The organism is Sphingopyxis sp. Geo25, from assembly GCF_949769135.1.
GTDB lineage: Bacteria > Pseudomonadota > Alphaproteobacteria > Sphingomonadales > Sphingomonadaceae > Sphingopyxis.
This window is the reverse complement of the sequence record NZ_CATKOZ010000003.1, coordinates 247,483-266,190: the sequence shown is the minus strand read 5'-3', so window position 1 is coordinate 266,190 and position 18,708 is coordinate 247,483. Positions and strand designations below refer to the sequence as shown.

Genomic DNA, 18,708 nt, shown 5'->3' with positions numbered 1-18,708 from the left:
TTCATGCACCGAAATGGAGAGGGTTTCCGCGCGCCAGCTCGGCGGTGAAGGCGAGGCGGAGCAGCTCGGCGACGCTGCCCGCCCCGGCGCGGCGCATGATGTTCGCGCGGTGAACTTCGACCGTGCGCGGGCTGAGGTCGAGGCGGCGGGCGATCGCCTTGTTGCCCATTCCCGCCGCGATCGCTTCCAATATGTCGCGCTCGCGCGGTGTCAGTGCGGCTAGCCGCAGTTCAGCGTCGCGGTGCAGCGCGAGCGCGTCGCGCCGCGCTTGCCAGCTTGCGATCGCCTCATCGATCGTGCGGCGGACGAGGCGCGGGTCGAGCGGAGCGGGGAGCAAATCATGCGCGCCGCCGCGCAGGATCGCGCGGGCGTCGGCGATGCCGAGGCGGCTCGCGGCGACGAAGATCGTGACATCGGCGCGTCCGGCGAGCTGCGCGAGCAATGTCTCGCCACTGACGCGCCCTGCTTGCTGCCAATGAAAGAGCAGGATCGCGCAGTCGGCATCGGCGCCCGCTTCCAGCCAGGCGTCGGCGCTCGCGAAGCTGCGCACGATCCGGCCGCCGGGCTCGGCAAGCGTGCGGAAACACGCCGCGCGCTCGACCGCCTCGGGCAGGATCAGATGGATATGGCCCCCGCTCTGGTTCACGCGCCAAGGCTGGCGCGCCCAGCTGCCGAAGCCCAGCGCGATCCGCTCGGCTTCGGCGCCGATATGACGCGATCAGGCGGCGACGGGCAGCCGCAGCCTGACGATGGTGCCGTGCGGGTCGGCCCGCGCGATCGTCATCCGGCCGTCGTGCATGTGGGCGATCGTCTCGACGAGCGAGAGCCCGAGCCCGGCGCCCGAGCCGCCGCGCGCGGGGTCGAGGCGGACGAAGCGTTTGGCCGCCTCGCCGATCTGCTCCTCGGCGATGCCGGGGCCGTCGTCGGCGACCCTTATCTCGACGTCGGTTCCGTCCCGTGCCGCAGACAGCTGGATCGCCGATCCGCCGTCGGCATATTTCAGAGCATTGTCGATCAGGTTCGACAGCGCCCGGAGCAGCATTTCGCGGTGCGCGATCAGTTTGAGCTCGGCGGGCGCGTCGACGCTGATCGCGAAGCCTTCGTCCTCGGCGAGCGGGCCATAGACTTCGGCGAGATCGTCGAGCAGCGGCGCGAGTGCGAAGCGGGCGAACTGGTCGCGGCCGATGCCGGCCTCGGCGCGGCTGATCTCGAGTGCGGTGTCGAGCAGGCGGTGCAGGCTGTCGGCCTCGTCGATCGCGCCGGCGAGCGCGGCGGTCGCGTTCGGGTCGCGCGTGCGGCCGAGCGCCTGTTCGAGCGTCGCTTTCATCCGCGAGACGGGCGAGCGGAGGTCGTGCGCCATCGAATCGGTGACCATGCGCAGCTCGCCGACCAGTGCCTCGATCCGGTCGAGCATCGCGTTGATCGAGGTGCCCAGCCGGTCGAAGGCGTCGCCGGTCTCGTCGCGCTCGACGCGCGCGTCGAGCTTGCCCGACGCGATGGCCGAGGCGGCGCGCGCGAACGCGTCGACCCGCCGCGACAATATCCACGCCGCGAGCGCGGCGACGACCGCCGCGATCAGGATTCCCGCGGCAAGTGCATAGAGAAAGGCTGCCTGACTCGCCCGGGCGAGCTGTGCCTGCGCCTCGAGCACTTCCCCGGTTAGAAGGACATGGCCGGTGTCCAGGCGCCGCGTGACCAGTCCCATTTCTTCCGCCGCCGTGCCGCCCTCGCGGAACAGGCTGATCCGCCGCCATCGCTCGTTGTCGCCCAGCGTCGCGGGCCATTGCTTGAGATTGCCGATGAGCGGCGCGCCGCCCGGACCCTTGAGCAACACGACGAAATTGCGGTCGTCGCGTGCTGCGAGCCGGTCGCGGATCGCTCGGACGAGGCCGGCCTCACCCTCCTGCCGATATTCCTCGGCGAAATCGTCGCGCGCGACCTCGGCCGCGGTGCGCGCGTCGGCAAGGATCGTCGCGGCGGTGAAGCGATGAATGACCGTCAGCCCCAGCGCGAGCGCCGCGACCTGCGCGAGCAGCAACGCGAGCGCGAGCCGCACCGTCGTTGACTGGAAGAACCCCCGCCGCATTGGCGCCTAGCCCGCCTTGCCGAGCATATAGCCGGCGCCGCGGATCGTGTGGACGAGCGGCTTGTCGAAGCCGTCGTCGACCTTGCGGCGCAGGCGGCTGACATGGACGTCGACGACATTGGTGCCGGGGTCGAAATGATATTCCCACACACCCTCCAGCATCATCGTACGCGTGACGACCTGTTCCTTGTGCCGGAGCAGATATTCGAGCAGGCGAAACTCGCGCGGCTGGAGCTCGATCCGCCTGCCCGCCCGCGTGACGCGGCGATTGAGCAGGTTCATCTCCAGATCCTCGCACGCGAGGATGGTTTCGACCTGCGTTCCGCCCGACGGTTTGGCGATCAACAGCTTCAGCCGCGCGAGCAGTTCCGAAAAGGCGAAGGGCTTGACCAGATAGTCGTTGGCCCCCGAGGTCAGCCCCTCGACCCGCGCGTCGACCGCGCCGAGGTTCGACAGGATGATCACCGGCGTGGCGACTTTCGCCGCGCGCAGCGCCGCGAGCACCGCCATCCCGTCCATCCCCGGCAGCATCCGGTCGAGGACGATCGCGTCGTAACTGCCGTCGGTCGCGTGGAACAGCCCGTCGCGCCCGTCGGCGGCGTGATCGACGACGAACCCCTCGCCGGTCAGGCTCTTGACGATGAAGTCCGCGGTTGTCCGGTCATCCTCGATGACGAGTATTTTCTGGGACATGCGGTTCCTTCGATCGGATGGGCGGCAGATGCTTATAGCGGCTCTCGCCGTCATGGCGAATATGGAGGTCGACGCCCCGTGTCGCATCGCCCTTCATCGCCCGCGCGACGGCGGAGACCGATGCGATCGGCCTGCCGTTGATGCCGACGATGACGTCGCCCGCCGCGATATCTGCCTTCGCCGCGGCGCTGCCGTCCTGCACGCTGGTGACGACGAGCGCGAGCGGCGCGAGCGGTGCGGTGCGTTCGGCCTCAAAGGTCAGGCCGGGGATTTGGTTGCCCGGAGGAGCGAAGGGCGTCGATGCGAGATGCGCCGCAAGTCCGACGACGCCCGCGAGCATCAGCAGCAACGCGCTGGCGGGAGGCATGGGGCGCGGAGGCATCGCGTCCATCGCTCACGCCGGTGCCGCGACGGGCGCAGCGGCCTTCTTCGTCGCAGGAGGGCGGCTGACGATGCGGTGGACGGCGGCCATGCCCTGCGCGAAGGCCATGCCGCGCGGCCCCGCGATATAGCGCGGTTCCCAGTGGGTCGCGAATTTCGCCTTGTAGCTGCGCAGCCCTTCGAAACCATAAAGCATCTCGCCATGGCGGAAGAGAAAGGCCGCGCCGCGCGCCCAGGTCGGGGCGAGCCGCCGCCCGTCGACTCCGGCCAGTGGCGCGATGCCGAGCGTGAAGCGACGAAAGCCGCGGTCGCGGGCATATTGCATCAGCCGGATGAACAGGAAATCCATCACGCCGTAGGGCGGCGCCGCGACGTGGCGCATCAGGTCGACCGACATTTCGGCGCCGTTCGCGGTCGCGAGGATATTGGCGAAAGCGACGATGCGCCCGTCGATCCGCACCACCGCGCAGGGGAAGCGCGCGATATAGGCGGGGTCGAAGCTGCCGAGGCTGAAGGCCTTTTCGCGCTGCTTTTTCGCGCGCAACCAATCGTCGGATACGGCCCGGAGCTCGGCGATGTGCGCGGGGACATCGGCGGCCGCGATGACCGCGAATTCGGCGCCTTCCTGTGCGGCGCGGCGTTCGGCGTGGCGGAGCGACTTCGCTTGCGGCCCGGCAAGCGTGAAGGCGGCGAGGTCGACCTCCGCCTCTTCGCCATATTTGACGATCGAGAGGCCGAGGTCGATCGCGTGCGGCAGGGTGCGGGCGCCGATCTGGTAGAGCAGGATGCGACCCTGTGCGGCGTCGGCCTTTTCGCGCAGCTTCCACAGGAGGTCGGACCAGCGATCCTCGTTGCCGACGGGATCGCCCATCACGATCCAGTTGGCGCCCTCTATCCGGTACATCAGAAAGGCGTCGCCCTCGTCGGCCAGGAGGAAGCGCTTGTCGCCGGTCAGCGCGAGGAAGGCGTCGGTGCGGTCGGCGAGCGCGAGCGCGGGTTCGAGCTGGTCGAAGCTGACCGCGCTGGTGCGGACCGAGCGCGCCGACGGCGCAAAGAGGCGCCAGATCGCGAGCCCGGCGAGCAGCACCGCGATGCCGAACAGCGCGCGCAGGAAACGCGGCGCGTCGCCTTTCAGGCTGAACTGCCACCAGAGGCTACCCGAATAGGCGACATGCTTATAGGCAAAGAAGCCCGCGAAGGCCGAGGCGAGGATCGCGGTCAGCGCGGCGGCGATCCAGCCCGTCGACAGCGGCGCGTCGATCAGCGCGGTACGGCGATAGAAGGCGGCGCGGCTCCACTGCAGTGCGGCGACGATACCGGTCAGGATCAGCGCCTCCTCATAGTCGCCCCCCTTCGCGAGCGAGAAGAGTATCGCGGCGGCGAGCAAGGCGCGCGTCGCGACGAAGGCGCCGTCGAGGCGGCGGAGCAGCCCGGGCGCGAGGAAGAGGAGGAGCGTGCCCGCAAGGCTCGCGGCAAGGTGCGAGGCCTCGACGAACGGCAGCGGAAGGAAATGCTTGAGGTCGTGCATCCGCGCCGCCTCCGCCGGGGTCGATCCCGAGAGGAGGAGGATCAGACCACCGGCGAAGACGAGCGCGGCGAGCAGCGGAGGCGCCAGCTCGCGCAGCAGCGACTGCCCCGCCGCGGCCAGCTCCCTCGCCTGCCCGTGCCACGCGCGGCTTTCGTGCCAGGCAAGGAGCAGCGCGGCGAGGAGCAGCGGCAGCAGATAATAGATGACGCGGTAGGCGAGCAGCGCCGCGAGCAGCTCTGCCTTGTCGCCGGGCACCATCGCAATCACCACCGCCTCGAACACGCCGAGCCCGCCCGGCACATGGCTGATCAGCGCGGCGATGATCGCGAGCGCATAGCCGAGGAAGAAAAGCGGCCAGGCCGCCGGATCGGGCGCCGGGAGCAGGATGAACAGCGCGGCGCTGGCGGCGGCGAGATCGAGTGCGGCGACAAGCGTCATCGCCGCGCTCATCGCCGGACCGGGTATCGGCGTGCGCCAGCCGCCGATCTCGATCGCGCGCAACCCGAAATGGCGGAGCAGGAGCGGGATCAGGCAGATCGTCACCGTCGCGATTCCCGCGAGGTGCAGCCAGTGGAGCGACAGGCCGAAGTCGAAGAAGGGCAGGATCTGCGTGCTCGTCGCCGCGGCGAGGCCGGCGAGCAGGATCACGCCGTTCCAGAAGGCGAGGCTGGCGAGCGCGATGACGCTGCCGATCGCGCCGCCGCTGAGTCCGGCGGCACGATAGACGCGGTAGCGCGCCGACCCGCCGGTGAGCAGCGCGAGGCCGAGATTGTGGCTGAGCGTGTAACTGGTGAAGCTGGCGAGCGCCGCCGTGCGCCAAGGAAGCTTCTTGCCGAGCACATGCAGCGCGAAACTGTCGTAGAGGGTGAGGAGAAGATAGCTCGTCGCGGTGAGCGCCAGCGCCCCCGCGATCTGCGCCGCCGACAGCGCGTCGAAGGCTTGGCGGATTGCACGCGGGCGCACCGAATGGAGCAGGCCGAAGAGCGCGGCGAAGCCGAGCGCAGCGACAAGCAGCGCTGCGAGGATCGACAGCGACCGCTTGTGCGTGCGGATGCGGGCGAGAAACCGGCTCATTGCCGCGTCCAGTCCTGCCGCTTGCAGAGCAGGCCGCCGAGGATGCAGCCCGAGATGCGGATATCGTTGGGGCTCTTCTGCTCGATCGTCGAATAGAAACGGCGGCCCTGGTCGGGGACATAGACTTGCCCGGTCCAGCGTGCGGCGCCGCTCTTGCGATAGTCGCTGAGCAGCTCGGTTCCGATCAGCGCATTTACGCCGGCGTCGCGGGCGTCGGCCATCGCCTTCGGGCTCGCCCAGACGATATTGCCGCAGAGCAATTGTCCGCAAAAGCGCGTCCGGACAAGCAATGTCCCCCTGGGGTTCTCCCACAGCCCGATCGGGTTCGCGGCGGGCTGCGGTATCGCGGCCGCCGCGATACCCGTCGAGGCGGCAAGCATCAGTGCCAGCGCCGGCATCTTCATGACCGATTGTCCTTGGCTTGGGTTACTGTCGGCAGGATCGCTGCGGTCAGCGCCGCATCGTCGAAATCCAGCCGGTGCCCGCCGGGCAGCGTGACGCGCCGGACGCTGGGCAGGGTGAGTTCGGGGCAGAGGCTGTTCGCCTCCGTGGAGCCATGAATGCAGGTGACCGGCACCCAGGTCAGGCGCGACGCGGTCGGCAGCGCGAGCGCGTCGGGGGTTTCGAGTCCCGCGAGCTCGACCGGCGAGGCGCGAAACACGATGTCGCGCCCTGGAACGACAAGCACGACCGCGCGGATCGGCGCGCGCGCGGCGGCGGGCAGCTCCGCGAGCCCGGCGTGGAGCATGTCGGCGCCGAACGACTGGCCGATCAGCACCACATGACCGGTCCGGCCGAGCGCCATCGCGCGGCGCATCGCGCCCGCGATCAGCGCGCTCGTCTCGGCGGCGGTGCGGCCGGGCGCGAAAAAGGACAGGCTGTTGACGGTAACGATCGCATAGCCGCGCGCATGGAGCCGCGCGGCGACCTTCGGGGTCATCCCGACGCGGTCGCCCATGTCGCCCGACAGCATGACGAGCGCGGGGCGTTCGGGCCCGACTCCGGCGGCGGGCAGATCGTGGAAGATCGTGTGGCGATAATAGCCGAGATGGACGTAATAGAGGCCGGCGCCGAGCAGCGCGAGCAGGAGCATGAACAGCCCCGCGCGTCCCCATCGCCTGTTTCCGGTCGTTCGTGTCATGCGCCCCTCATAGGCGGCCGCCCGCCTCCGCAAGCTGACGCGCGGATTACGATATTGTCATGTGCCGGCCATCCGGGGGACGGCCTCGCGGGACTAGAAGCCAAGGGGTCGAAGGCGATTGAGCTCCTTCGGCGACCCGAACCGCAGGCTGGCCGGGGTCTCACCCGGCACCCGCTGACCCCGGCCCGCCTGCATCCGGCCAGCCCCCGCCCCGGGGGCTGGCCGCTTTTCGATGGATCGCCTGCCCGCTACGGGCAATCACACCATGGTTTGCATGGTCATGCGCGCCGCGCTGTGCTTTATTCGGTTGAGGTGTTCTGGTTCGGGAGAGATGACGCGATGGCCGACGGCAAAGCCCGCTATCAGGCCTATAACGCCCCTGCGGGCGGATGGGGCGCGGCGGCGGCGACGGCGAAGGTCCTCCTCGAACAGAGCGTCGTCACCAAGGGATCGCGCGCGCTGCTGTCGATGAACCAGCCCGGCGGCTTCAAATGCCCGAGCTGCGCCTTTCCTGACGCGACCTGCACCAAGAAGCTCGAATTCTGCGAGAATGGCGCGAAGGCGCTGGCGCATGAGGCGACGAAGTTCCGTGTGACGCGCGATTTCTTTGCGCAGCACAGCGTGACCGAGCTGATGGAGCAGTCGGACTATTGGCTCGAGATGCAGGGCCGGCTGACCGAACCGATGCGCTACGACGCGGCAAGCGACCATTATGTGCCGGTGAGCTGGGACGATGCCTTCGCGCTGATCGGATCGCACCTGCGCGCGCTCGAAAGCCCGCATCAGGCCGAATTCTATACCTCGGGCCGGACCCCGAACGAGGCGGCGTTCCTCTATTCGATCTTCGTGCGCGAATATGGCACGAACAATTTTCCCGATTGCTCGAACATGTGCCACGAACCGACCAGCCGTGGGCTTCCCCCCGCGATCGGCGTCGGCAAGGGCACGGTGATCCTCGACGATTTCGACCATGCCGAGGCGATCTTCGTCATGGGGCAGAACCCCGGCACCAACGCGCCGCGGATGATGACGCAGCTGTTTCACGCGCACAAGCGCGGCTGCCCGATCGTCGCAGTCAACCCGATGCCCGAGCGCGCGTTGATGCGCTATACCGAGCCGCAGGACGTCGTGCAGATGGCGACCTTCGGATCGGCGCCGATCGCCAGCGAATTCGTCCATATCAAGATCGGCGGCGACCTTGCTTTCCTCAAGGGCATGATGCGCGTGATGTTCGAACGCGAGGCGGCGGGCGAGGCGGTCATCGACCGCGCCTTCATCGCCGAACATACGGTCGGCGTTGAAGCGCTGCGCGACGACATGCTGGCGCAGGACTGGGCCGAAATCGTCGCGGTATCGGGCATATCGGAGGAGCAGATCCGCCGCTGCGCCGAAATCTATATCCGGTCGAAGGCGACGATCATCTGTTATGGCATGGGGCTGACGCAGCACCAGTACGGGTCGCAGCTGGTCCAGCAGGTTGCGAATATCCTGCTGCTCAAGGGCAATTATGGGCGGCCGGGTGCGGGCATTTCGCCGATCCGCGGCCATTCCAACGTGCAGGGCGACCGTACCGTCGGGATCGACGAGAAGCCGACACAGGCCTATCTCGACCAGGTCCAGCGCGTCTTCGGCTTCGACCCTCCGCGCGAGAACGGGCATCATACGATCGAGTCGGTCGAGGCGATGCTCGCGGGCACCGCGAAGGTCTTCATCGGGCTCGGCGGCAATTTCGTCCGCGCGATTCCCGATACCGACCGCGCCTATGACGCGATGCGCTCGCTCGACCTGACCGTCGGGATCGCGACGAAGCTCAACCGCGGGCACCTCGTGCACGGCAAGGACGCGCTGATCCTGCCCGTCGTCGCGCGGTCGGAGCGGATCGAGACCGCGGCGGGCGAACAGTTCGTGACGATCGAGGATTCGATGTCGAACATCACCGCCTCGCGCGGCGTGCTCGGCCGCGCGAGTGACGACCTGAAGCCCGAGGTCGAGATCGTCTGCCGCACCGCGATGGCGGCGCTGCCCGAAAGCCGCGTCGACTGGGCAAGCTATATCGACGATTATGGCCGCATCCGCGACAAGATCGCCGAGGTCTATCCGGCGCTCTACTCGGATTTTTCGGAACGGATCAAGGCGCCGCTCGGCTTTCACCTCGACGTCGCGCCGCGCCGGCTCGCGTGGCTCACCCCAAACGGCAAGGCCAATTTCCTCGTGCTGCCGGGGCTGCATGTCGACGCGCCGGTCGACGATCCCGCGATGCTGCGGCTCTCGACGATCCGTTCGCACGACCAGTTCAATACGACGATCTACAGCTATAACGATCGCTATCGCGGCGTGTACAACGACCGGATGGTGCTGTTCGTCAACGCCGAGGACCGCGAAGCGCGCGGGCTGGCGGCGGGTGCAAAGGTGGCGCTGGAAACGATCGCCGCCGACGGGATCGACCGGCGCGTCGATGCGCTGACGCTGGTCGACTATCCGATGCCGCGCGGATCGCTCGCGGGCTATTATCCGGAGCTCAATCCGCTGCTGCCGCTCGATCACTACGATCGCGTCAGCGGCTGTCCCGCCGCGAAGTCGATCCCCGTGCGCATCGTCGCGGCGGCGGGTTGACGCCACCGATGTCGCGTCGCGCGAAGCTCGCCGTCGGCCGGCACATCGCGCCGGTCCGCTTCCTTCTCTTCGCCGCGGTTTTTGCGGGCGTCGCCGGGGCGCTGGCGGCACTTGGCGATGGGAGCCGGACGGCCTTGCTCATGGGGTTCGATGCGGCGGCGCTCGTCTTCCTCGCCGCTTCGCTGACGCTGCTGCGTTCCGATGCCGAGCAAATGCGAGGTCGCGCCGTCGACAATGACGCGAACCGCGCCGGCCTGCTCGCGATCTCGGTGCTGCTGTCTCTCGTCGTACTGTTCGCGGTCGGGACGCTGATCGCCAGCCCCGAAAGACTCGATCGCGGCGATATCGTGCTGATCGTCGCGACCCTCCTGCTCGCATGGCTGTTCGCGAACATGGTATTCACGCTCCATTATGCGCATCTCTATTATCTGCAGGAGGGCGGTCGCGATCGCGGCGGGCTGGAGGTGCCGGGGGTCAAGGAACCCGGTTACTGGGACTTCCTCTATTTCAGCTTCACCCTGGGCATGACCTTCCAGACCTCCGATGTCACCATATCGGGCGCGCATATGCGCCGCGTCGCGCTCGGCCATTGCATGGCGGCGTTCGTGTTCAACATGGGGATATTGGCGTTCACCGTGAATGCGCTGGGCGGTTCCTAAGCGATCGGCCCGCCGCTGATCAACAATGCCGAATCCGCGCGCGCGAGCGCGACGAGCGTCAGTCCGGCGGCGGCGGCGCGTTCGGCGGCGAGGCTGGTCGGCGCCGAGATGGTGACGAGCATCGGACAGCCCGCGCGCACGGTCTTTTCGACCAGCTCATAGCTGCACCGAGCCGAGAGCAGGATGAAGCCGCCCGCCGGATCGATCGCCGCGCGCGCGAGGGCGCCGACCAGCTTGTCGAGTGCATTGTGCCGCCCGACATCCTCGCGCGCGCAGAGAATCTCGCCTACCGGCGTACAGAAGGCGGCGGCATGAACCGCGCCGGTCGCGCGGCCTAGCGGCTGGTGATCGGCGAGCGCGGCGAGCGCCCGCGCGATCGCGGAGCGGTCGACGTCGATGCGTGCGATGACGCTCGGCAGCGGGCGCAGCACCTCCTCGATATTCTCGATCCCGCACAGGCCGCAACTGCTTTCGCTGACCCGGCGCCGCGCGCGTTCGAGCGCCAGGTGCGCGCGATCGGGGGTGAGCCAGAGGCGTAGCGCCCAGCCGCCCTCGATCGGGTGGACGTCGATCTTGGTGAGCTGCGCGGGCGTCTCGACCAGCCCCTCGGCGAGCGCGAAGCCGAGCGCAAAGTCCTCGAGATCGGCGGGGGTCGCCATCATCACCGCATAGCCGATGCCGGAGACCTCGACCGACACCGGCGCCTCGATCGCGAGCGCGCGCGTCAGGTCCGAATCGCCGCGCTCGGCAAGACCGGTCCGGCGCACGCCGCGATCGGTCGTCGATGCGCCGACGGGGCCGGCTTTGCTGTCCTGCGCGCTCATTATAGGGTCCAGCCTATAGGCGGCGCGGCGCGCGCGGACCAGCGGAACATGCCGGTCAGAAACGCATCGCGTTGGCCGGCTCGCGTTCGATCGCCCTGATCCCGACCGCGAGCAGTATCGCGATTTCGCGCGCGACATGTTCCTGCTGGGCAGCATCTGTATAACTCGCCCGCGCAAGCCAGCCGAGGACGCCCGCTTGCAGTGCCGTCGCGAAGGTGCCGATCGGCCGCATACTCCCATCGACGACGCCCTGCTGGACGTGCGCCAGCGTCAGCACCGTGAGCTCGTCGGCGTAGCCATAGAAACGCGCCTGATGCTGCGCGCTAAGCATTTCGAAACCGGCAAGTGGCATCAGCGGCGACAGGTCCGCGCGCATCTGCGTCAGCGCCCAGGCTTTCTGGAAGGCGATGTAGCCGGGCAATTTCGGCCCCGGCTGATCGAACGCCGCCGATTGCAGATGGATGCCCATCCGCATCATCCTGAAATAGCATTCGGCGACCAACGTCTCCTTGTCGCCGACATTGTGATAGAGGGTGCGTGGGGTCGCGCCGATGGCGGCCGCGATGTCTTCAAGCGTCGTCGAATCGATTCCCTTGCTGTTGAAGAGGCGCGATGCCGCGGCCAGAATCCGCTCGCGCTTCGCGTCGCCTACGGCGGCACGATCGAACGCATCGGCGACCGGGCTGGTCAACGTCTCGATATCGAGCGGCCGGTATTCGACCGCCGCGCTGCGATCGCTCGCCCAGCCGTCGAAAAACAGGCACTCGGCCGATTGCAGCATCGACGGACCGGTGATCTCGAGCCGCCGCCGGTTCCACAGCATGGCAAGCGGCGCCCAGAAGAGCGTGTTGATCAGTGCACGCGCGACGATCTCGAAATCGCAGGCGCGCACGATCCCGTCGCGATGCCCGGCGTCGAGCAGGGCGACGATGCGCGCGATCACCGCGTCGAACCGCCGTTCGACCTCACGCCTTTTATCCTCCGGCAGCAGGCCCGGCTCGACGATCGCGCACAGCGCGGGGGCTTCGGGGCCGAGCAGACGCCGGAGCATCACGCGTATCTGTTCGATCGCGCCGCCCGCGGTGCTTGCCGCCTGCGCGACCTCGTCGTCGAGCCGGTCGCAGCTTTGCACATAGCATTGGAAGACCAGATCCTCGCGGTCGGCGACATGCTGGTACATCGCCATGCGCGTCACCCCGATCTCGCGCGCGACGTCGGCGAGCAGCGTCGCGACGACGCCGCGGCGGTTGATCAGCCGCGTCGCGATGTCGAGTACCTGCCCGCGAGTCGCCTTGCGCGGCGCGCCGCGTTTGCGCTTGGGCGCGCTTCCGTCCTTCGCCATCGCGGGAGAATTTACCTGTTCATCCAATCGCTTGCCCTATTTATTTTCGTTTCATTGCATAAAGGATATTTTGTGATATTAATTGCTGCGGGAGTAAGGTGCAAGCAAACAGGTTGCAAGCGATGAACACATCCATGCAAGACCGCAGGAAAAGGCAACCCGACGCGGGGCTCGCCGCCTGCGAACCCGTCCGCGCCCGGCGGATCGCGATTCTCGCCTATGACGGTGCGAACGCGCTCGACATATTCGGGATCAGCGAACCTTTTGCACGCGCCAGCGAAATCCTCGGGCGCGGGAAGCCCGCCGACCTCATTTTCGGCGACGAATGGCCGTACCGGCTCTCGATCGTCGCGCCCTCCGCCGGAACGGTACGGATGATTTCGGGCGGCCATGTCGTCACCGAGAAACTCGGCGAGCCCGATCCCGCAGACCCGATCGATACGCTGATCATTCCCGGCGGCGCAGGGATCGTCCCTTGGAGCGTGCAGGACGGAACGCTGGCGTGGATGCGGCGCCATTCCCTCGCCGCGCGGCGCGTCTGCGCGACAGGCGGCGGGGTGTTTCTGCTCGCCGCGGCGCGTCTGCTCGAGGGTCGGCGCGCGGTGACGCGTTGGGACGTCGCGGCGACGCTCGAGGCCGATTATCCCGAAACGCGGGTCGAGCATGGCACCACCTTCGTCCGCGACGGCCGGTTCTGGACGGCGGCGGGCAGCAGCTCGGCAGTCGATGTCGGGCTCGCGATGGTCGAGGAAGATCTGGGGCGCGGCGTCGCGATGCGGATCGCGCGCCAGCTCGTCGTCGTCAACCGGCGCGGCGCCGACCAGCCGCAGATCAGCACATTGCTTCGCGCGCAATCGGTCGAGGAGGATATCTTCGACGGGCTGCACCAGTGGATCGCCGACAATCTCGGCGCCGATCTCCGCCTCGAACAGCTTGCGGCGCATGTCGGCATGAGCACGCGCAATTTCGTGCGCCGCTATACCGAAGTCGTCGGCAGCTCCCCTGCCAAGACGGTCGAGCGTATGCGCGTCGAGGCGGCGCGGCAGGCGCTCGAAGCGGGCGACGGGCGGATCGAATGCATCGCGCATCGCTTCGGCTTTTCGTCGGCCGACGTCTTTCGCCGCGTGTTTCTGCGCCACATGGGCAAGGCGCCGCGCGAGTTTCGCGCGACATGTCGTGAAACACCCGTCGCGGCCTGACCGGCAACGCCTTGGTGCCCGGCCGGCGCGATCCTTTTCCGATAGCTGTGCCGGCTTTCCCCGGTGGGTCGCCATGCCCTCGGAATCGACGCATTTGCGCCATGTCTTCGGCGCAAAAGGTCGGATAGTTGGCGTTGTCGCCAGGCCTTGCTCGCCGCACCATCCCGCGAAACCGATAAACTTTGGGGAGTGGTGATATGCGTGCCTTTTCGCACAAGAAATTCCTGTTGCTCGCGACCGTCGCGGCGCTTGTTCCGCAGGCGGCGGCCGCCGAAGCGGCTGACACCGCCGATGCCGCCGACAGCCGCGACACTGAAATCGTCGTGACCGCGCAGAAGCGCGCGCAGTCGCTGCAGGACGTACCAATCGCGATCACCGCGCTCGACGAAAAGCAGCTCGAGATGCGCGGCATTCGCACCATCGAGGATCTTCAATATTCGACCCCCGGTTTGACGATGTCGGCGAATACGCTCAACAACTCGCGCCTCATCCTGCGCGGCGTGGGAGCGGAAAATCCGGTGATCGGCGGCGATCCCGGCGTCTCGCTCAACATGGACGGCCACTATCTCCAGGCGGGCAGCTTCCTGACCCGCGACCTGTTCGACATCGAACGGATCGAGGTGCTGCGCGGGCCGCAGGGCACGCTCTATGGGCGCAATGCCGTCGGCGGGGCGGTGAACATCATCACCAAGAAGCCGAGCGACGTGTTCGAGGGCAGCGTGTCGCTGACGCTCGGCAATTATGACAAGCGGCTGTTCCAGGCGGCCGTCGGCGGTCCGATCTCCGATCGGCTGCGCTTCCGGCTCGCATTGTCGAACGAAAAGCGCGACGGCTATATCACGAACATCGTCACCGGCCGCGACCTCAACGACAGCGACTATACGAGCATTCGCGGCGCATTGTTCTTCGACCTGTCCGAGCGGCTCCAGATCAATGTCAGCGGCTTCTATTATCATGACGACAGCACGTCGGCGACGCTCAGCCCGCAGGCGCCCTACACTTGGTCGCCACTCATCTACGCACTCTACCCGGCGGCGGCGACCACGGTGAACCCTTCGATAGCCGATGGCCAGGTCGTTGCCTTCAACATCGATCCCACGAAGGAAGATGTGACTTATGGATTTTTCGCGGATACCAGCTGGGATCTCGGCTTCGCGACGCTGAAGTCGATCACCGGGTACAGCAACAACAGCCTCAAGAACCTGGACTTCGATCTCGACCTGTCGCCGCTGAACATTGCCGAACAGGACATCACGCTCGATTTCGAGACGCTTACGCAGGAGCTGCAGCTGGCCTCCAACGGCAATGGGCCGCTGTCGTGGGTCGGCGGGCTCTTCTATTATCGCGAAAATTCGCAATATACGTTGCCCGTCCTGTTCAACTATCTGGGGCTGATCATCCCGAACGGGCAGATCCTGACCTTCGGGCCCAACGTCTTCGACAGCTCTTCCTACGCCGCCTACGGTCAGGCCGACTATTATGTCGCCGACAAGCTGCAGATCGTTGCGGGTGCGCGCTACACATACGACAAGAAGCGGCTCGAGGAAGATACGTTTGCGCCGGGCCTGGGGCTGTTCGACCCTGCGACGGGCGGACCGATCCATTCGGGGCCGTACAAAAAGCATTGGGACCAGTTCAACTACAAGCTCGGCGTCAACTGGTATCCGACGAGCGACCTGATGCTCTATGGCAGTTACTCGACCGGCTACAAGGCGGGCGGCTACCAGGCGGGCGGCTCGAACGGCAACGATTACGACCCCGAAACCGTCGACGCAGCCGAGATCGGCCTGAAGAGCCAGTGGTTCGACCGGCGCGTCACCTTCAATCTTTCGGCCTTCCGATACGATTACAAGAACAAGCAGGAATATCGCCGCCCGCCGGTCGGGGTGAGCTTCCTCGAAAACGCCGCCTCTGCGGTATCGAAAGGGGTAGAGGTCGAATTCAACGCCGAGCCGGTGGACCGGACCCGCTTCGAATTCGCGCTCACCTACCTCAGCGCCAAATATAAGGATTTCTCGTCGGTCGACGAAACCAATCCGCTGGCGACGGGAACGCCCTTTGCCTGCACGCCCGTGCCGCCGGCGACCGCCTGTCCGATCAATGTTGCGGGGAACCGCCTCACCCGTTCGCCCGAATGGAAATTGAGCGGTGGGCTCGAACAGAGCTTCGATCTGGGGTCGGTCGGCACGCTGACGGCGCGCTTCAACACCTCCTGGGTCGGCAAGCAGTTCACGCGGCCGTTCAACGACCAGCCCTATGTCATCGGCTCCTATTGGCGGAGCGGTGCGCGCATCGTGTGGACCGACCGGTCCAAGCGCTTCTCGGTCACCGGCTATGTCGACAATCTGGAGAATAACGACGTCGCCGCGGACAAGGAGACGAACCCCTCCTTCGCGCTCTTCCTGCCGCGTGGCACCTATCTGCCGCCACGCACCTGGGGCGTTCGCTTCGGCGCGACCTTCTAAAATGGCGACCTTGCTGGAGCCCGCCGTGCAATTGCCGACAAGCAACGCGCGCTCGGCGGGCTTCTGTCCCGACGCGCTCGGCCGTATTGATCGTTTCTATGGCGAAATGGTCGGGGGCGGGTTGATGCCCAACATGGCCTATGCGCTGGCGCGCAAGGGTCAGGTCTTCGCCCGCGGACATATGGGCTGGGCCGATCGCGAGACCGGCCGGCCGATAGAGGCCGACAGCATCTACCGGCTGCTGTCGCTGACCAAGGCCTATTCGGGGGTCGCGGCGATGATTCTCGTCGAGGCGGGGCTGATCCGTGTCGACGATCCGGTCGCCGACTATATTCCCGCCTTCGCGAACATGAAGGTCTGGACCGAGACCGGGCTGGTTCCGGCCAGGACGGCGATCACGATCGACCACCTCGTCACGCATATGTCGGGGCTGACCTCGGGCTTCTTCGCGGGGCCCGTGCCCGATCTCTATCTCGCCAACGGCCTGCAGGAGGGGACGCGCGAGGCGCAGCAGCCGACGCTCGCGGAGTATGTCGACAAGCTGGCGCCATTGCCCCTGATCGCGGAACCCGGCACGGCGTGGAACTACAGCGAGGGTCTCGCGGTCCTCGGCCGGATCGTCGAGATCGTCAGCGGGATGCGCTATGCCGATTTTCTGAAGACGCATCTCTTCGATCCGATCGGCGCCACAGACACCGGCTTTTTCGTGCCGCACGACGAGCAGCACCGGCTGGTCAAGCTCTACGCTGCGCAGCCCTACACCGGCGGGCTCGAAGAATGCACGACGATGCGCTTTCCGCGGCCGGGTGGTCCGACTTTTCACCCCCTCGACGTGACGCGGCAGCCGGGCGCCGACCTCGGCGGCGCGGGGCTCGCAGGGACGGTCGACGACGTATTGCGCTTTGCGATGATGCTCGCCGGAAAGGGCGCACTCGGCGAGGCGCGCGTATTGAAGCCCGAAAGCGTCGCCGAACTCCGCCGCGGGCGCGTCATCGACCGGCTCGGCAGACATGCCATGATGAAAATGCCGCTCGACGAGCGGGGCGTCGGCCTCGACATGGGGATGGGCGTTGTCGTCGTGCGCGAACCCGAGCTTGCGAGGGACGCAGGCGGGCAGGGAAGCTTCAGCTTCGGCGGCTCGGCGGGAACGCGTTTCTGGGTCGATCCCGAACTCGAGCTCGCGGCGGTCTTCTTCACCCAGACCATCAACTCGCCCGCACCCTATTTTGCGCCCTTCTCGCGCTTCGTTTATGATGCCTTGCGTGCGGGGAGCGCGCGATGACCACACCCGATCTCCCCATGGAAAAGGTTGCCACGATGGTTCCGGCACAGGCAGGCGGCCACCGCTACGCGCTCGCGCTGTTGCTCGGCGCGAGCACGCTCAGCGCGGTTGACCGCCAGATTCTGAATGTTCTCGTCGAACCGATCCGCCGCGATCTCAGTTTATCGGATACGCAGATCGGGCTGATGACCGGGCTCGCCTTCGCGCTCTTCTACGCGACGATGGCGCTGCCGCTCGCGCGGTTCGCCGAACGGATGCGGCGGCCGCTGCTGCTCGGCGGCTGCATGGCGCTGTGGAGTCTGTTCACGATGGTCTGCGGTGCGGCGCAGAGCTTTGTCCAGTTGTTCGTCGCGCGCGTCCTGGTCGGGGTCGGCGAGGCGGGAAGCGGCCCCGCGTCGCATGCGCTCGTCACCGACATCACGCCGCCCGAAAAGCGTGCCCGAGCGCTCGCGCTCGTCGGTTCGGGGCAGCCGTTCGGGGCGCTGATCGGGCTTGCGTGCGGCGGGATTGCGGCCGACGCATTCGGCTGGCGCTGGGCCTTTGTGCTCGCGGGTTTTCCCGGTATCGTCCTCGCGCTCCTGATGCTGTTCACGCTGCGCGATCCGCGGCCCGCGATCGGCGCCGACGATACGGTGCCGTCGGCGCGCGAGGCGCTCGGCGTGCTCTCGCGCAAGTTCAGCTTCTGGATGTTCGTCACGGGTTCGTCCTTCGTTTCGACGACGACGCTTGCTTTCGGTGCCTTTTTCGGCTCGCTGCTGATCCGCAACCACACGGCCGAACTCGAGGCGCTGGCTGCGCGCTTCAGTCCCAGCCTCGGCGCGACGAGCGTCGTCGGCGCCATGCTCGCCCTCGCGTTCGGAGCAGCCGGCGCGTTGGGGGTAATCGTCGGCGGAATGCTCACCGACCGGCTGCGCGCGCGCGACCCTGCTGCCTACCTCGGCGTCCCCGCGCTGGCTTCGCTTGCGAGCGCCCCTTGCTTCGTCGCCGCAGCGATGATCGCCGCGCCGCTCACCGCGCTCGGCTTCCTCTCGCTGGGGATCGTCATATCGAGCTTTGCGATGGCGCCGGTTCTGGCCGGAGCGCAGAGCATCGTGCCCGTGCGGATGCGGGCGACGACCTCGGCGGTGCTGTTCCTGATCGTCAATTTCGTCGCGCTCGGGGTCGGCCCGCTCAGCGTCGGCATCCTCAGCGACGCGATAGGCGGCAGCGAAGGCCTGCGCCTCGCGCTCGCCTGGTCGGCGATCGGCGGGCCGCTCGCGGCGATTGCCTTCTGGGCGGGGCGCCCCGCGCTCGTCCGCGACATCGAAGGCTGACCGCTTTGGCAAAAAGCGTCGGGTGATTGGCGTGGCGGCGGCAGCGCCGGCGAGCCAGCTTTCCGAATATGGCGTCGGCCCGGATGCGCGGCGCAATGGGAGACGATA

The 18,708-nt window shown here is 67.2% G+C and carries 15 protein-coding genes; 6 read left to right on the top strand and 9 right to left on the bottom strand.

The features are described from left to right. Window position 1: 1 nt before the first annotated feature. The 7 genes from QOL68_RS11840 to QOL68_RS11810 all read right to left on the bottom strand — a co-directional run bounded on the left by QOL68_RS11840 (window position 2) and on the right by QOL68_RS11810 (window position 6,903). Window positions 2–646 (bottom strand): response regulator transcription factor, encoded by a 645-nt coding sequence (locus QOL68_RS11840; protein WP_282949328.1) that lies wholly within the window; start codon window positions 644–646, stop codon window positions 2–4. Between the two features lie 72 nt (window positions 647–718). Next, entirely contained in the window at window positions 719–2,086 is a 1,368-nt protein-coding gene (locus QOL68_RS11835; protein ID WP_282949329.1) for a sensor histidine kinase, read from the bottom strand. 6 nt (window positions 2,087–2,092) lie between these two features. Then, the gene (locus QOL68_RS11830; protein WP_282949330.1) at window positions 2,093–2,779 is read right to left on the bottom strand and encodes a winged helix-turn-helix domain-containing protein; all 687 of its coding nucleotides are present in this window, start codon (window positions 2,777–2,779) and stop codon (window positions 2,093–2,095) included. Next, window positions 2,748–3,146 carry a PDZ domain-containing protein gene (locus QOL68_RS11825; RefSeq protein ID WP_282949331.1) on the bottom strand — a complete coding sequence of 133 codons (399 nt, stop codon included), beginning with the start codon at window positions 3,144–3,146 and terminating at the stop codon, window positions 2,748–2,750. Before QOL68_RS11825 ends, QOL68_RS11830 begins: the two co-directional genes overlap by 32 nt. Window positions 3,147–3,173: 27 nt before the next feature. Next, complete coding sequence (gene mprF / locus QOL68_RS11820) at window positions 3,174–5,762, bottom strand: bifunctional lysylphosphatidylglycerol flippase/synthetase MprF (RefSeq protein WP_282949332.1); 2,589 nt, start codon at window positions 5,760–5,762, stop codon at window positions 3,174–3,176. Continuing rightward, window positions 5,759–6,166, bottom strand: coding sequence for a DUF2147 domain-containing protein (locus QOL68_RS11815; RefSeq protein ID WP_282949333.1), 408 nt, complete (start codon window positions 6,164–6,166; stop codon window positions 5,759–5,761). The genes mprF and QOL68_RS11815 overlap by 4 nt, the downstream gene beginning before the upstream one ends. Further along, window positions 6,163–6,903, bottom strand: a complete 741-nt coding sequence (locus tag QOL68_RS11810; protein ID WP_282949334.1) for an AcvB/VirJ family lysyl-phosphatidylglycerol hydrolase — start codon at window positions 6,901–6,903, stop codon at window positions 6,163–6,165. The genes QOL68_RS11815 and QOL68_RS11810 overlap by 4 nt, the downstream gene beginning before the upstream one ends. A 339-nt stretch (window positions 6,904–7,242) precedes the next feature. Between QOL68_RS11810 and QOL68_RS11805 the strand changes: the two genes are divergently transcribed. Further along, entirely contained in the window at window positions 7,243–9,516 is a 2,274-nt protein-coding gene (locus tag QOL68_RS11805) for an FdhF/YdeP family oxidoreductase (protein ID WP_282949335.1), read from the top strand. Window positions 9,517–9,524: 8 nt separating this feature from the next. Continuing rightward, window positions 9,525–10,175, top strand: a complete 651-nt coding sequence (locus tag QOL68_RS11800; RefSeq protein WP_282949336.1) for a DUF1345 domain-containing protein — start codon at window positions 9,525–9,527, stop codon at window positions 10,173–10,175. Here the strand turns inward: QOL68_RS11800 and fdhD are convergent. Next, entirely contained in the window at window positions 10,172–10,999 is an 828-nt protein-coding gene (fdhD, locus tag QOL68_RS11795; RefSeq protein WP_282949337.1) for a formate dehydrogenase accessory sulfurtransferase FdhD, read from the bottom strand. The two genes, QOL68_RS11800 and fdhD, sit on opposite strands and share 4 nt — an antisense overlap. A 55-nt stretch (window positions 11,000–11,054) precedes the next feature. Beyond that, the gene (locus tag QOL68_RS11790; protein WP_283404307.1) at window positions 11,055–12,368 is read right to left on the bottom strand and encodes a TetR/AcrR family transcriptional regulator; all 1,314 of its coding nucleotides are present in this window, start codon (window positions 12,366–12,368) and stop codon (window positions 11,055–11,057) included. A gap of 107 nt (window positions 12,369–12,475) precedes the next feature. Between QOL68_RS11790 and QOL68_RS11785 the strand changes: the two genes are divergently transcribed. From QOL68_RS11785 to QOL68_RS11770, 4 genes are all read left to right on the top strand, one after another. After that, entirely contained in the window at window positions 12,476–13,540 is a 1,065-nt protein-coding gene (locus tag QOL68_RS11785) for a GlxA family transcriptional regulator (protein ID WP_282949339.1), read from the top strand. A gap of 197 nt (window positions 13,541–13,737) precedes the next feature. Further along, complete coding sequence (locus tag QOL68_RS11780) at window positions 13,738–16,005, top strand: TonB-dependent receptor (RefSeq protein ID WP_282949340.1); 2,268 nt, start codon at window positions 13,738–13,740, stop codon at window positions 16,003–16,005. A 1-nt stretch (window position 16,006) separates the two neighbouring features. After that, entirely contained in the window at window positions 16,007–17,287 is a 1,281-nt protein-coding gene (locus QOL68_RS11775) for a serine hydrolase domain-containing protein (RefSeq protein ID WP_282949341.1), read from the top strand. Beyond that, complete coding sequence (locus QOL68_RS11770) at window positions 17,284–18,600, top strand: spinster family MFS transporter (RefSeq protein ID WP_282949342.1); 1,317 nt, start codon at window positions 17,284–17,286, stop codon at window positions 18,598–18,600. Before QOL68_RS11775 ends, QOL68_RS11770 begins: the two co-directional genes overlap by 4 nt. The last annotated feature ends 108 nt before the right edge of the window (window positions 18,601–18,708 follow it).